The 15,804-nt window shown below is 48.8% G+C and carries 9 protein-coding genes; all 9 read left to right on the forward strand.

Annotated features, from left to right (window positions below):
* Window positions 1-108 precede the first annotated feature (108 nt).
* The 9 genes from QZ311_RS02685 (at window position 109) to QZ311_RS02725 (ending at window position 15,739) form a co-directional block, all read left to right on the forward strand.
* On the forward strand, window positions 109-984 hold the full coding sequence (locus tag QZ311_RS02685) for an AraC family transcriptional regulator (protein ID WP_297063612.1): 876 nt from the start codon (window positions 109-111) through the stop codon (window positions 982-984).
* Between the two features lie 20 nt (window positions 985-1,004).
* Complete coding sequence (locus QZ311_RS02690) at window positions 1,005-2,018, forward strand: glycoside hydrolase family 5 protein (RefSeq protein WP_297063613.1); 1,014 nt, start codon at window positions 1,005-1,007, stop codon at window positions 2,016-2,018.
* 65 nt (window positions 2,019-2,083) lie between these two features.
* Complete coding sequence (locus QZ311_RS02695) at window positions 2,084-3,550, forward strand: sialate O-acetylesterase (RefSeq protein WP_297063616.1); 1,467 nt, start codon at window positions 2,084-2,086, stop codon at window positions 3,548-3,550.
* Between the two features lie 162 nt (window positions 3,551-3,712).
* Window positions 3,713-5,014 (forward strand): beta-mannosidase, encoded by a 1,302-nt coding sequence (locus QZ311_RS02700; RefSeq protein WP_297063618.1) that lies wholly within the window; start codon window positions 3,713-3,715, stop codon window positions 5,012-5,014.
* A 271-nt stretch (window positions 5,015-5,285) separates the two neighbouring features.
* Window positions 5,286-8,465: a TonB-dependent receptor gene (locus QZ311_RS02705; RefSeq protein WP_297063807.1), complete on the forward strand. Its 3,180-nt coding sequence runs from the start codon at window positions 5,286-5,288 to the stop codon at window positions 8,463-8,465.
* A 21-nt stretch (window positions 8,466-8,486) separates the two neighbouring features.
* A complete protein-coding gene (locus QZ311_RS02710; protein ID WP_297063620.1) occupies window positions 8,487-10,253 on the forward strand; it encodes a RagB/SusD family nutrient uptake outer membrane protein in 1,767 nt (588 codons plus the stop codon).
* A 23-nt stretch (window positions 10,254-10,276) separates the two neighbouring features.
* Window positions 10,277-11,593: a glycan-binding surface protein gene (locus tag QZ311_RS02715; RefSeq protein ID WP_297063622.1), complete on the forward strand. Its 1,317-nt coding sequence runs from the start codon at window positions 10,277-10,279 to the stop codon at window positions 11,591-11,593.
* 25 nt (window positions 11,594-11,618) lie between these two features.
* Window positions 11,619-13,922, forward strand: coding sequence for a hypothetical protein (locus tag QZ311_RS02720; protein WP_297063624.1), 2,304 nt, complete (start codon window positions 11,619-11,621; stop codon window positions 13,920-13,922).
* 80 nt (window positions 13,923-14,002) lie between these two features.
* Window positions 14,003-15,739, forward strand: coding sequence for a glycosyl hydrolase (locus QZ311_RS02725; protein ID WP_297063626.1), 1,737 nt, complete (start codon window positions 14,003-14,005; stop codon window positions 15,737-15,739).
* Window positions 15,740-15,804 lie beyond the last annotated feature (65 nt).

A 15,804-nucleotide genomic window follows, 5' to 3' on the forward strand; every position in this document is an offset into this window, starting at 1 on the left:
TAGTTTGCTTTGATAATTGGAATTAATCTATAACTTTGCAGGAAAGGTTTCAGCCTTTATTCTCCTAATCCCTTACCGACAGTTCTATACTATCTTTAAAATCGCGCCATGAATAAGATTATAACTGAAATCACTCCATTGTCGGAGAAAGACTGCTTTTATCTGATTGACAGGTATAAGGACCGTTTTACTTATCCGGTTCACCGTCATGCCGAATATGAATTGAATTTCGTTTCGAACTGCGACGGAGCGCGCAGGGTGGTCGGAGATTCCATCGAGACTCTCGGTCATTATGATCTTGTGCTTATCGGAAACGGAATAGAACATGGCTGGGAACAGCATGAGTGTACGAGTGACAAGATTCGTGAGATTACGATACAATTTTCACCTGATCTTTTTGGAGAGACTTTTTTGGCAAAGACACAGCTGTCGAGCATAAGACGTATGCTTGAAAACAGTTCAAACGGCATCGCTTTCACATGTGAGGGAATCATGAGGGTGTTTAACAAGCTCGACACGCTTACTAAAATAGAGTCGGGATTCTACCGGATGCTTGAGCTGATGTCGATACTCCATGAACTGGCCGAGGACGGGCATTACCGACGTTTGTCGAGCTCGTCGTTCGCGTCGATGAAGCCGGTCGGCGACAGCAGGCGTGTGCGTAAGGTGAAGGATTATATAAATGCCCATTATAAGGAGGATATCCGGCTTAACGATCTTGCGGATCTGGTCGGGATGACACCTACGGCCTTCAGCCGGTTTTTCAAGTTGAGGACAGGACGTTCGATTTCTGATTATGTGATTGATATAAGGCTTGGTCATGCCACGCGTCAGCTCGTCGACTCAACGACTTCCGTGTCGGAAATATGTTATGGATGCGGATTCAACAATGTGTCGAATTTCAACCGTATTTTCAAAAAGAAAAAGGGCAATTCGCCTAAGGTGTTCCGTGAAATCTATCAACATCACAAAGTGCTCGTATAACTAAACTATTTATTATAAATATGAAATCATTACCTGCAATTATAGTATCGGCTGTCGCTTTAGGCATGATGGCCGGATGCGGTCATGGGTCACAGCAGTCAGCCAATGTGGAAAATGCAGAAAACGATACGATGGCTGTCATTCCTCTTCACGTCAGCGGGACAGCTCTTGTCAATGCCGATGGCGACACGGTCGTGCTCAACGGACCTTCGCTCGGATGGCATTCAAACTGGGGACGCTTCTACAATGAGGGGACTGTAAGGGCCGTAAAGGAGAAATGGGGGGCAAATATTGTCCGCGCGGCCATAGGGGCTCATCCATCGGGTGATTGCGTCAACGGCTACTCTGTCGATTCGGCCAATGCTGTCAATCTTGCCATGAAGGTTATTGATGCGGCAATCGCCAATCAGATGTATGTCATCTGCGACTGGCATTCGCATGAAAACACTCTTCCCGATGCCAAGAATTTCTTTTCAGTCATAACGGAAAAGTATGGCGATACGCCCAACATACTCTATGAAATCTGGAATGAGCCGCTTGAGATACCTTGGCAGGAAATCAAGGATTATGCCAATCAACTGATACCGGTCATCAGAAAGAATGCTCCCGGTTCAGTCATTATTGTCGGCACTCCAAAATGGGATCAGGATGTGGATATAGCAGCTGAGTCTCCGATTGAACAGCCAAACCTTCTTTATTCTCTCCATTATTATGCCGGGACCCACAAAGACTGGAACAGGGATAAGGCCCGGAAGGCAATTGAGGCAGGGTTGCCTCTCATTGTTTCGGAATGTGGTTCGATGGATCACACCGGTGACGGTCCGATTGACTACGTTTCATGGCAGGAATGGATGGATTTTGCCGACAGAAATAAGCTTTCAGTGCTGATGTGGGACATCGCTGATAAGGATGAAAGCTGCTCGATGATTTCATCTACGGCCTCGGACAATGGTATGGAATGGACTGACGCCGACCTTAAAGAGTGGGCGAAACTGGCGCGGAAGACCATCATGGAGCGAAACAGCCGGAAATAATCGAGATGACACCCTGATTATTAGGATATAAGTAAAATAAATAAACCATTCATCACATAAAAAACATGCGACTCTCAATCATAAGGCGGATGATGCCATTTCTTATCGCCGGCTTGCCTCTGGCCCTGCCGGGAGTGGAACTTCCTGAGATTATCGGAGACAATGCCGTGTTTCAGCAGCAGTCTGAAGCTCGTCTATGGGGCTGGAGTAAGCCCGGAAGCAAAGTGAAGGTTACGCCATCATGGTCTGATGGAAAAAGTTATACCGCACAGGCCGATAATCTCACTGGCCGTTGGGTCGTCGAAGTCGAGACTCCGAAGGCTTCTTTTGACGCTCAAAGCGTTAGTTTTGAAGACAATGAATCCACTGTCACTATAAATAATGTGCTGATAGGCGAGGTCTGGTTTTGTTCCGGACAGTCCAACATGGAGATGCCTTTGCGCGGATTTTGGTGTCAGCCAGTCGAAGGAGCGGCACAGGCCATAGCTTATTCGGGTAAGTATCCGGGAATCCGTATGGTCACGATTCCTAAAAAAGGGGCTTATCAGCCACAGGATAAAGTTGAGGGCAGATGGAAAGAGTCGCTCCCGGAAAATGCGGCTGATTTTTCGGCGCTCGCTTACTACTTCGCCACCTCGCTTACGGATATGCTTAATGTCCCTGTCGGGATAATAAGCTGTGCTTACGGAGGCTCGAAGGTCGAAGGCTGGATGCCAAAGGAGAAGCTCGACACTTATGCAGGATGGGACATGGCAAAGGAGGAGAACGACCCGGCCATGAATGAATATGAACGCATAGGGGTGATGTATAACGCAATGCTTCATCCTGTCATCGGCTATACCGTCAAAGGTTTCCTGTGGAATCAGGGCGAATCAAATGTGGGCCGTCATGATGAATATCCCGAACATCAGCGCGATATGGTTGAGATATGGCGTGAGAAGTGGGGCAGGGGTGATTTACCGTTCTATTTTGTCGAGTTGCCGGGCTGGAAATATGGAAACGGAGATGAGACTGCGGCCGCATATTTCCGTGAATGTCAGCATAGGGCTGCGGAGATAACCCCCAACAGCGGTATTGTATGCACGACGGACTTGATGTATCCGTTTGAACTGGAGGATATTCATGCCCGCAAAAAGCGTGAAATCGGGGAACGGCTTGCGTTCATGGCTGCTGCCCGTACATATGGGGTTAACGGTGTTCCACACACTTATCCTACATTTAAATCAGTTGAGTTAAACGGCTCTACGGCGTTGTTGCGATTCAACAATGCCGATGCCGGACTGAATCCCAATATGAATCTTCCCGGTTTTGAAGTGGCCGGCGATGACAGGATTTTTTATCCTGCCAATGCAACCGAGGACTGGAACGAACGCACTGTGACAGTCAGCTCCGACAAGGTGAATGACATAAAGGCTGTGCGCTATTGTTTCCATAATTTTGCCATAGGTCAGCTTAAGGATATGTACGGCATGCCTCTTGTCCCATTCCGGACCGATAATTGGGATGAGGCCAAACGGTCTGTGACAAACTGACCGTTAGATGTAAATCCTTAATTACGATAAGTTTAAATGTAGTTATCTGCGTATCATATATAATTATTCTGTTATCCACTTCTTTCACCCATTGCAAATTTAAGTGCATGATTGGGTGAAAAAAGTGTGATAATACAAATCTGACGTAAAAACTATTGACCCATGAAAGATATAAAAAGCTTAGTTATTGCCGCTGCTTCTACAATTGTGATTTCAGCCTGTGGCGGAGGGAAATCTTCGGCGGTCGCCGAAAAGCATGTCGATTTTGTCACTGTAAGTGACGGGAAATTCAAAATCGGTGATTCGACCTATCGATTCATAGGCACAAACTTCTGGTATGGCCCGATTCTGGCTTCGGAAGGAGTCGGAGGGAATCGCGAGCGTCTTGCACGCGAACTTGATTATCTTCAGGAAATTGGGGTGGATAATTTACGTGTCCTCGCCGGCGCTGACGGGATTGAAGGGCTTGCCTCGCACATAGCGCCGACTTTGCAGACTGCGCCGGGAGTCTACAACGACACTCTGCTTGCAGGTATGGACTATTTTCTTGCCGATCTTGAAAAACGCGGCATGAAGGCTGTGATTTATCTTAACAATGCATGGGAGTGGAGCGGCGGTTTCTCTACATATCTTGAGTGGGCAGGTGCAGGCAAGGCTGTAAATCCGGCTGATGCAGGCTATCCGGCTTATATGGAGTATGCGTCCAATTTTGTCCGCAACGATTCGGCAAAGGTGCTTGCAGCAAACCATGTGAGGGCAATCGTCGGGCGCACTAATTCGATTACCGGCCGTCCATACAGCGAGTCGCCAGCCATAATGTCATGGCAGATAGCCAATGAACCGCGTCCTTTCTCTCAGGAAAGTATGCGTCCTTTTGCAGAATGGATAGGAGAGACGGCACGGCTGATTAAAAGCATTGATGCCAACCATCTTGTGTCGGTCGGGAGCGAGGGCTCGTGGGGATGTGAGAATTCGATGGATTTATGGACTGAAATCCATTCCATCCCGGAGGTTGACTACGCTACGATTCATATATGGCCATATAACTGGAGCTGGATTCCGCAGACTGCGGTTTCCGACAGTGTACAAGTAGCTATAGATAATACACGAAAGTATATTGGAGAGCATTATCAGGCTCTTGCCGGGAACGGGACATTGAAGCCGATTGTCCTTGAAGAATTCGGCTATCCGCGCGATGCCATGTCCTATTCTCCCGGTTCGCCGACTACAGGCCGGGATAATTACTATCGTTTCATATTTGATGAGGTCGCCGACGGAGGGCATCTGGCCGGTGTAAATTTCTGGGCGTGGGGTGGATTCGCTCAGCCGGTTCATCAGACATGGGAGCTTGGCGACGACTATACCGGCGACCCTGCTCAAGAAGCTCAAGGGCTTAATTCAGTATTTGTCGCTGATTCGACAACAATCGCTATAATACGCAAAGGAGTGTTAAAATTACACTAATCTTGCCATTTAGACGGTTCGTTACAAAGCTTGTGGCAAAAGTGTTATTAGGTGATAAAATAGTGTAAGTCTCTATGGTGACTTTGCACTACTTTTGCCATGTCTAATTTTTGAATTGTGAATAATATCAAGTATTCATTAGTCCTACAGGCCTTAATCACTATTACCTAATTATATTATATGAATTTTTAATCTCTTACCTTAAAATTGCAATATGAAAAGTAAAATTTTTGACCTTCGGAGTCTGCTGACGGCATTGATGCTTTGCTTCATGCTACCCGCCGTGGCGCAGGTCTCGGTGAAAGGTATCGTGCAGGATAAGTCGGGTGAGCCGCTTATCGGTGCGACAGTGCAAGAAAAGGGCAATCCCGCCAACGGTATCGCCACCGGTATAGACGGTGATTTCGCACTGAAAGTTAAGTCTGCAAAAGCAACACTGATTGTTTCTTATGTAGGCATGAAGCCCCAAGAGGTAGCACTCAATGGCCGTACGGACATCACTGTTACACTTGAAGATGATTCTGAGATTCTTGACGAAGTCGTTGTGGTCGGCTATGGAACAATGAAGAAAAGCGACCTTGCGGGTTCATCATCATCGCTCAACGAGGATGCCATGAGAGGCTCTGTCATCACCAACCTTGACCAGTCGCTCCAAGGCCGTGCGACAGGTGTGCAGGCTGTGTCGACTTCGGGTGCTCCCGGTTCGTCATCGTCGATTCGTGTGCGCGGACAGGCGACAATCAACGCCAATGCCGAGCCGCTCTATGTGATAGACGGTGTGATAGTGCAGGGCGGTGGTAATTCCGGTTCTGATTTTGGCCTTGGCGATGCGCTTGGCAACGGTAAGGTGTCGACTGTGTCACCTCTCTCGACCATCAACCCGTCTGACATCGTGTCAATGGAGATTCTCAAGGATGCTTCAGCCACGGCCATTTATGGCGCGCAGGGTTCGAACGGTGTCGTTCTTATTACAACTAAGCGCGGTAAGGCCGGCGAGGCAAAATTCACATATGACGGTATGGTCGCATGGAATCATCAGAATGAACGTCTCGATCTGATGAATCTTCGTGAATATGCCGAATTATACAATGACTTTGTTTCGCAGGGTTATGTGAGATCCAATGATTATTACAGCGACCCGTCGATTCTCGGCAAAGGAACAAACTGGCAGGATGCCATGTTCCGCACCGCCTTCCAGAACCAGCATCAGATTTCAGCACAGGGAGGCACAGAGAAAGTGTCATACTACGTCTCCGGTTCATATATGAATCAGGAAGGAACTGTGATCGGATCTGATTTCGAGCGCTTCTCTTTCCGTGCTAACCTTGATGCACAGCTTAAGTCGTGGTTGAAGTTCGGCATGTCGTCCACCTATGCCGACACAAAAGAAAACCTTAAGCTTGCCGACGGTAATCAGGGTATCATCTATTACTCTCTTACCACGCTTCCCGATATTCCTATCTACGATGTCGACGGTAATTATTCGTCGATTGTACGTGAGGGTTACACTAATCCCAATCCCATCGCGCTCGCCATGCTCGACAAGATCGAACTCCGCCGAAAGAAACTGTCGGGAAACTTCTTCTTTGACGTCACTCCGGTCAAGAATCTTATCTGGCATGCTGAGTTTGGCTATGATGTCAGCAATTCGAAGAGCGACCGTTTCAAACCGACCGTGGATCTGGGCACATGGGTGCGCAGCAGCAACGAAAGTTCAATCGGTAAGAATGAATCTTGGTTCTGGCAGCTTAAGAACTATGTGACATATTCCGGCGACTGGGATAAACTCAGTTATACAGCTATGGTCGGTCAGGAATGCTGGGAATCGTCGTGGAACAACACGAGCATCTTTGCATCAGGCCTTCCTTCGAACGAAGTCCATAATCCGGCGCTTGGCAACAAGAACTCTTATAATATCAGTGAAAGTTTCGGCAGCTCGGCCATGGCTTCGTTCTTCACACGCGAAACCTTGAACTGGGACGGACGTTATCTTCTGACTTATACATACCGTTACGACGGTTCATCGAACTTCGGTCCTGACAACCGCTGGGCCGGTTTCCACTCTCTCGCAGGTGCATGGCGCTTCTCGAATGAGAAATTCTTCGAATCTCTCGCGCCTGTCATCAACAATGGTAAACTCCGTCTCGGATGGGGTCAGACCGGTAATGCAAATATCGGCGGTTATGCGTGGGGCACAGCTATGTCCCGCATGCCTTCGGCTCTCGGCCTTGGCTATCGTCCGGCAAACATCCCTAACACTGCCATCAAATGGGAGACTCAGGAACAATGGAACGTCGGTCTTGATCTGAATTTCTTCAACAATCGCCTTAATCTTGTGGCCGATGCCTACATCAAGACATCGAAAGACATGCTTATGTCTCTCCAGCTTCCGTCCTATATGGGAACTCTCGGAAATGGTTCGTCGGCTCTTGCCGCTCCAAAAGGCAACTTCGGCGAAATCGAGAACAAGGGTTTTGAAATCGAGCTGACAGGCCGTCCGTTTGTCGGTGACTTCGAGTGGGAGTCGAGCATACAGTTCTCGTTTAACCGAAACAAGCTCAAGGCTCTGTCGGGCACAAGCAATGCTCAGCTTGTCGGCTACGGCCAGTGGAGCGATGTGGTTTCAGTGTCTGAAATCGGACAGCCTCTCTATAATTTCTACGGCTATCAGGTGGAAGGTGTCTATCGTGACTATGAAGATCTTATCAATTCACCGCGCGATGTTGCCGTCTATCCAGAAGACGGAGTGTTCAACAAGAGCAATACCGTGTGGGTCGGCGACCTCAAATATAAGGATATCAGTGGCCCTGACGGAGTTCCCGACGGTGTGATTGACGAGCATGACCGTACAGTCATCGGTAATCCTATGCCTGATTTTACATTCGGATGGACCAATACATTCCACTATAAGAATTTCGACCTGTCTGTGTTCATCAACGGTTCTTATGGCAACGATGTGATGAACTATCTTGCCATTAACCTTACGAACATGAAGTCGACATGGACCAACCAGCTGACAACTGTCAACAATCGTGCTCAGCTTGTACCCATTGATCCGGGTAAGGTTTATCCTGCCGGCCAGAATTGGTATGACGATGTTGAGAATGTGCGCGTCTCTAACTGGAAGACCAAAACCCCTGCGGCCCGTCTAAACGACCCGGCTGACAACGACCGCATTTCGGATCGCTACATCGAAGATGGTTCATACATCCGTCTGAAAAACATCACATTTGGATACACTCTTCCCAAAAAGGTCCTTAAGAGCCTCCGTCTGGAGAACCTCCGTGTCTATTGCAATCTCCAGAACCTTCACACATGGACCAAATATAAGGGCTACGATCCTGAAGTCGGCGCTTCAACTCAGGACTCTTCAGGCCTCGTATATGGTCTTGACGGCGGCCGCTATCCGTCTCCTTCAACTTACTCATTCGGATTAAACCTTTCATTCTAATTCCAAATCTGTAATAAAATTATGAAATTAATCAACACGCTAAATACGTATATACATATAGTTGCCGTGGCAGCACTTGGGATTGGCCTTACATCGTGTGAGGATTTTCTCAATCGTCCTGCCGAGGACAACTACAATGCCGGCAACTTCTATCAGAATGACGAACAGTGCTATCAGGGTGTCAACTACCTGTATAATTCGCCATGGTATGACTTCCAGCGCGGATTCATCAAGGTCGGTGAGGTTCTGTCGGGCAACATGTACTGGGGCAGTTCTCCTTATCTGACATTTACAATCAACGGAACAGACGAAGACCTTGTCAATATGTCGTCTTCGCTCTGGGCTGCCATCGGACACGCCAACACCGTCTATAAATATATAGGTGAGTCTTCAGGTCCAAGTGAGGAGGTGAAGAATTATACCCGTGGCGAATGTCTGACATGGAAGGCTATGGCCTATTTCTATCTTGTCCGCACTTTCGGCGATGTGCCTATTATCCACGACAACTCTGCCGAAATCGCAGCCGGAACCTATAGCTCGAAGTTCAAAGTGCAGAGAGCTGATGTCTATGAATACATAATCATGACACTTGAAAAAGCTCTCGAACTTCTGCCCAAAAGCGCCGCGAAGGGTCGTATTGACTACTATTGCGCCGAAGCCTTATTGTCGAAAGTCTATCTTACACGTTCCGGTCTTGGAATGAGCGGTTCTCGCAATCAGTCTGACCTTGATATGGCAGCAAAGTTTGCAAAGGATGTTATAGACAATTCCGGACGTAAGCTTCTGCCGGTCTATTCTGATGTGTTCCGTCTGCAGAACAACGAGAGTGAGGAATCGCTGATTGCATGGCGCTGGAGCGCCGGTCGCGATCCTTGGACTCAGCAAAACACACTTCAGAGCGACCTTGCTCCTGTGGGATTTGATGAATTCGGTGATTGCTGGGGTGGTTACGGCGGTCCGTCGGTCGACCTTCAGGATGCTTTTGGTATTGATGTCATCAATACAAATCCGGCCAACCGCATCGACACGGATACGCGTCGCAAGGCTGTCATGATGCTTCCGGGTGACCATTATGAATATTTCTGGACTAATAAAGGTGGTTTCGATCCGCTCCGTTTCAGCTACGATACCGAGAATTATGGCAAAGGTGGTCCCGGTGAATGGCAGTCACCGACAGGAGCTTACAATGTCAAGCATCTCTATGGCAACAACGCCGATCACGAGGCTGCGACAGGCGTTTCGGCCGGTAATATGTTCAATCAGCTTGCCACACACATCCTTCGTCTTAGCGATGTCTATCTGATTTATGCTGAAGCGATGGTTGGAAACAATGGTTCGACTTCAAACGCTGATGCCCTTGCTGCGTTCAATGCAGTGCGCGGACGAGCTATCCCCGGAACTACTCCCTATACTTCGATTACGTTTGATGACGTCTGGAAAGAACGTCGCCTTGAATTTGCAGGAGAAGGTGACCGCTGGTATGACTATGTGCGTCTTGCTTACTTCGATACACCGCGTGCAATCAACGAGCTTGTCAGCCAGCGTCGCAACTCATACTGGAATCTCAACGCGCTTTTCAAATACTACTATGAAAATGGTGTATGGGATATTTCAAAAGCTGCTGAATCGGGCGATTCCGGTGAGGCCGGCTACGATACCACGACTAAAGCTCCCAACGTGACAGCTTCGAGTTTCACTCTGCCGTTCCCGACAACAGATATCGCGCTTAACAAGAATCTTCTCGCTGATCCTATTCATGAGGATGTACGTGAACTCTATGCCTACTAATCTCTTAACCTGAATGTAAGAAAATGAAAAATATATTCAATAACAAATGGATTCTCGGCATGGCGGCCATTGCGCTTGGTGTTACAGCCGTCTCATGTGAGGATCAGCCTGACAAGTTCGAGCTGACTTCCGGCAAACCTGTGGTGAAATATATCCGTCCTGCAGGAGCTGCTGCATCCGATTCGCTGCTTACAGGTGCTTATCTTGACAATCTGGTATGTCTCGTCGGTGACAACCTTACTTCGATTCATGAACTCTATTTCAATGACCAGAAGGCGGTGTTGAACACGAGCTATATCACTGACCATACTCTCCTTGTGTCTGTCCCCGGTAATATTCCTGAGGTTGTTACCAACAAGATATACATGAAGACCAAGGACGGAGATACGGTAGAGTATGATTTCAATATTCTTGTTCCCGGTCCGTCTGTACGCTCCATGTCGTGCGAATATGCTCATGCCGGAAGCGAGGTGACTGTATATGGCGATTATTTCATTGATGACCCCAACGTCCCGTTGTCAATATCAATGGCTGGTAATGTTGCCGTCCCGGCTGAAAACATTACGTCGATTACTAAGACTGCTATTAATTTTGTCATTCCCGAGGATGCTCCGGTGGGATATATCACTGTCAATACCATCTATGGCTCAGGTCGTTCGGCATTCCAGTTCCGCGACAACCGTAATATCCTGTTTGACTGGGATGGTTCACACGGTGGACTTGCGACAGGTCACGGATGGCGTAACGGCGTGGTTCATGAGCCGGGTGCTGATGCCGACATCGAGGCTATTGACGGTAACTATCTTTATTTCGGCGGCGCAGACATGCTTGGTGAGATTGGCGCAACATGGGCAGAAGATCAGTTCTGTATGAACTACTGGCCTGAACCCGCGGCAGGTTTCCCATGTCTGAAGGATATGCCTGATTTTGCAAAGATGCTTGCCGATTATAGTGTTGACAACCTACAGCTGAAATTCGAATGTTTCGTTCCTGCTTCAAACCCGTGGCAGTCTGCCGCGCTGCAGGTGATGTTTACACCATCTTCGATGGTTGACTATTCGACAGGTACGAATGCCTACTATAGCGATGCCACCTTTACTCGTGGACTATGGAATCCGTGGCAGTCGACCGGCTCGTTTACCACAGAAGGTAAATGGCAGACTGTGACAATGCCTCTCAATACGTTTACCTATACTCACGAAGGAGGTTCGTCAGGCAGCAAGCTGAACGTGTCGAATTTCGATGGCCTTACGCTTTTCGTTTGGCACGGCGGTGTGGCAGGTACAGACTGCGCACCGGTGATATGCCTCGACAATATCCGTATCGTTCCTATTGAATAATCATCTAATCGTCTGAATTTAACCAATGAAAACATTAAATAAACTCACGGCTGCCGTAATGGCAGGCCTGATGCTGATGTCGGGAGTCACTTTCACGTCCTGCAATGACGATGATGACTTCAGTACACAGCAGTATGTAGGTGGCGTTACACTCAATGTGTTCGGACCAAGTCCCGTGGCACGTGGCGGCGAGCTCCGTTTCCTCGGTTCAGGTCTGAAGCAGATTCAGTCAATCACTATTCCCGGCAGTGGTGACATCACGGATATTAATGTGGTTTCAGATAATGAAATCCGCATCATAGTCCCTCAGAACGCCGAGCCCGGTCATGTGGTGCTCCATCATGCAAAAGGAGACATTACCACCAAGACCCTGCTGACATTCACAGAGCCTATCACGCTTGAAAGCATTGCGCCTCTCACTGTCAAGGCCGGTGATGAAATTACAGTCAAAGGTGATTATCTCAATCTCATCCATGAGATAATCTTCAATGATGATATTTCTGTTCCTGAAGAGGCTTTCCTCGCCCACAGCCGTTATGAAATCAAGCTGGCTGTTCCAGCTGAGGCACAGACCGGCAAAATAATTCTCAGTGATGCTGCAGATATGCCTAACTGGATTTATTCTGACGACGATCTTTCCGTAATTTTGCCGTCTGTCGACAAGGTGCTTGATCTCACTAAGGCTAAGCCCGGCGATGACGTGACTGTGAAGGGTAAGGATCTTGATCTCGTGAAGAAGGTCGTGATGCCTAACGGTGATGAGGTCAAATTTTCTGTCAATGACGGAGGCGATGAGCTTAAATTTGTCCTTCCCGCAAATGTCTCTGACGGAACTATCCGCATGGTTCCTGCTTCGGGAGTCGAGGTTGCGGTTGCCACTATCGGTGTCGCAGTGCCCGAGGATGTAGTGGCCGAGCCTGCGACTGACATTTGGGCCGGTGACGTTATCAAACTCAAAGGTCTCAACATGGAACTTGTCACTGATGTCGTTTTCCCGAATGTCGCTGACGCGGTCAAGCCTGAAAACGTATCTGCAACCGAATTGACTGTGGTTGCTCCCGAAGGGACACAGAGCGGCAATCTTGTGCTCAACACGGCTTCAGGAGCTAAAGTTGAGGTAGCGGTTGTTACGCTTAAGCCCGAAGCCGTAAGCTTTGAGCCGCAGCCTGCAGCGCTTGCCGGTAAGATGACAGTCAAGGGACGTAATCTTCAGAATGTGGCATCCATTTCGTTTGGAGGTGCTGCTACTGTCGAGGTTCAGAATCCGACTTCGACTGAGTTCACTGTCGAAGTGCCCGCTACGCTTTCTGCCGGAGCAAATGCCATTGAGCTGACTCTTACCAACGGAGAAACTGTAGAGGCAGGAAATGCCGAGCTTTCAGCCCCTGAATGTGCCTATGCTACCTTGCTTCCCGGTGAGGATGTGGAGATTCATGCAGGCGAGACCTTCGTGATTTCCATCGCCAATGCCGACAAACTCACAGGCGTTAAGGTCAATGGCGTTGACGTGCAGTATATTCTTAACGGAGAGCGCCTTATCATCCAAGTGCCTGAATCGGCCGGTAAAAACTCGGTTTTCACACTCTTGTCTTCAAACGGTTCGATTTCGTATGATATTGCCGTAATCCCGGCTACACACGTAGGCCTGACCATTTGGTCAGGTATATGGGAAAATACAGGTTGGGGTGGTAATCAGGATCTTGCATGGGGCGGTTATGACTGGTCGCAGGTTCCCGCAGGTGCAACGCTTACACTCTACATGACTCCGACTGTTGCTGATGGTGGCTGGTGGTGTGTGTCACTCCGCCATGCTGACGGCTGGGGCAATCTTCCAGAGCCGATTCCCGGGCAGTATGACAATCCTGAAAACGGTGTCTTATCAGTGACACTGACGGCAGATGTCCTCAAAGACATCATCGAGCACAACGGCCTTGTCATCACAGGATCAGAATTTGTACTCAACAAAGTGACAATAGAATGGGAAATATCTCTTGAAACCACTATATGGGAAGCCGGATGGACCTGCTCAGGCTGGGGTGGCAATCAGGACCTCGCTTGGGGTGGCTATGACTGGTCGACAGTCAAGCCGGGTCAGATTCTGCGCCTGTACACCACTCCGACTGTTGCTGAAGGTGAATGGTGGTGTCTGTCGCTTCGTCACGGAAACGGCTGGGGCAATCTTCCTGCCCCGATTCCAGCGCAGTACGACAATCCCGCGAGTCCGCTCGAAGTTGTTCTGACTGCTGATCTAATCGCTGACCTCGTTGCAGAAGGCGGTCTGGTCATTACCGGCAGTGAATACCATCTCAACAAGATTACAATTGAGTAAAAAAAGCTTCAGGAAAACCGGCATGCGGGTGATAGACTCTCGTATGCCGGGAATCCGAACATTTAAAACCAATAATACTGATGAACAAGTACAAATATATGTTTGCCGCAGCTCTGGTGGGATTTGCCATGACTGCGTGTGACGATGACGACAGCTACGGCCCGATGGACGACCTGCCTATGGTGACCCGCTCCGTATCGCTTGCCGACGGTGCATCGGTGAGGGCAGAGGCGCTTTCAGGTATCACTGTCGACTACAACAACCTCGTGGGTCTTGACAAGGACAAGGCTATAACTATTAACGGATCTCCGGTGGTCAATGCCGTGGTCAATCCGCTCAATGGAATGCAGCTTATAATAGCCCTTGACCTCCAGCCCTATCAGGACTACACGCTCATAATCCCCGAGGGTGCTGTCTATCGCTCTGACGATAAGACCGTCATGGCCAAGGAACTTACAATCAGTTTCGACACCAAGACCGGTATCAACAAGAATCTTCTTGCCCAGTCGCTCATCAATCCAAATGCTACTCCCGAAGCAAAGGCTGTCTATGCCATGCTGGTCGATAACTACAGTCACAGCCAGCTTTCGGGTGCTATGGGTGAAGTGGCATGGGGAACAGGTTTCTGCGACCTCATCAAAGCCGAGTCAGGTAAATTCCCTGCAATCGTAGGTTTTGACTACATACATCTTGCCTCCTCTCCCTCAAACTGGATTGACTACGGAGACATTACGCCCGTACAGACAGTCTGGAACGCCGGAAGCATCCCTGCGGTGACATGGCACTGGAACGTTCCTAAGAACAAGCCCGGAACTGTCAGCCTGTGGACCGGTGAAGTGGTTATGCCCTCTGATTGGACAGGGAATGTCCAGTTGACCGACGATAATGCCAAGCAATTGCTTTCAAATGTTGTTGCCGGTGCAGTTATTTCGGTAAAGACCAAGGATGTCGGCGCAGGAGCGCAAGGTTCGATAAAGAACAGTGGTTGGAGTGGTCTTACTCCTGAGTTGGATTACTTTGAAATTACCGGTGATTATACCGTGTCGCTTACTGCCGACATGGCTACGGAAGTCCGCAACAACGGTTTCATTGTGGGTGGTCATGACTACACAGTGACAGAGGTCTCTATCACCATTCCTGCCGGCGGGGACACCGGTTATGATGCAAGTTCGGAGGTGTTCAATGCAGCCAACGTGCTTGTCGACGGTTCATGGGAAAATCAGGTAGCCCTCGCCGATGTTGAGAAGCTTGCCGGTTACATGACTTTGCTCCGTGATGCAAAGATTCCTGTGCTTTTCCGTCCGTTCCACGAAGCAGCCGGTGACTACACTTGGGGCTCATGGTTCTGGTGGGGTAACTCAGGTGTCGAGACCACCAAGCAGCTTTGGTCATGGCTCTATGACAAGCTGACTAATCAATATGGTCTCAATAACCTTATCTGGGTATGGACCGTACAGACTTCCGACGAAGGAAAGCTTGCCGATATCTCAAAGCTTCAAGCTGCTTATCCCGGCGACGCACTTGTCGACATCGTAGGTGCGGATCTCTATGTTGAGCCGCTGACAGCTCAGACAGCCCAGTTCGATCTTCTCTACAATCTCGTCGGAGGCAAGAAGCTTGTGGCTCTTTCTGAATGCGGCAACCTTCTCGATGTTGACGCTGCTTTCAATGACGGCGCTCTCTGGAGTTTCTTCATGGGATGGTATGAGCAGAACGACAACGGTCCTGCATTCATCGAGTGGAATACCAACGGAGAGTGGAGCACCGTGCTCAACAACCCGCGTGTCCTCAATCAGGGCGAATTTAATCTCAGATAAGTTATGACATACAGGATGGTATCAAACCAGTTACATATCGGAAACATATTGATACCATCCTGTCA

The organism is uncultured Duncaniella sp. (assembly GCF_910578445.1).
Classification (GTDB): Bacteria; Bacteroidota; Bacteroidia; order Bacteroidales; family Muribaculaceae; genus Duncaniella.

Excerpts from the sequence above, each read along its gene's own strand:
- QZ311_RS02685 (WP_297063612.1), top strand. The coding sequence starts at position 109 with ATGAATAAGATTATAACTGAAATCACTCCATTGTCGGAGAAAGACTGC.
- QZ311_RS02690 (WP_297063613.1), top strand. The coding sequence starts at position 1,005 with ATGAAATCATTACCTGCAATTATAGTATCGGCTGTCGCTTTAGGCATG.
- QZ311_RS02695 (WP_297063616.1), top strand. The coding sequence starts at position 2,084 with ATGCGACTCTCAATCATAAGGCGGATGATGCCATTTCTTATCGCCGGC.
- QZ311_RS02700 (WP_297063618.1), top strand. The coding sequence starts at position 3,713 with ATGAAAGATATAAAAAGCTTAGTTATTGCCGCTGCTTCTACAATTGTG.
- QZ311_RS02705 (WP_297063807.1), top strand. The coding sequence starts at position 5,286 with ATGCTACCCGCCGTGGCGCAGGTCTCGGTGAAAGGTATCGTGCAGGAT.
- QZ311_RS02710 (WP_297063620.1), top strand. The coding sequence starts at position 8,487 with ATGAAATTAATCAACACGCTAAATACGTATATACATATAGTTGCCGTG.
- QZ311_RS02715 (WP_297063622.1), top strand. The coding sequence starts at position 10,277 with ATGAAAAATATATTCAATAACAAATGGATTCTCGGCATGGCGGCCATT.
- QZ311_RS02720 (WP_297063624.1), top strand. The coding sequence starts at position 11,619 with ATGAAAACATTAAATAAACTCACGGCTGCCGTAATGGCAGGCCTGATG.
- QZ311_RS02725 (WP_297063626.1), top strand. The coding sequence starts at position 14,003 with ATGAACAAGTACAAATATATGTTTGCCGCAGCTCTGGTGGGATTTGCC.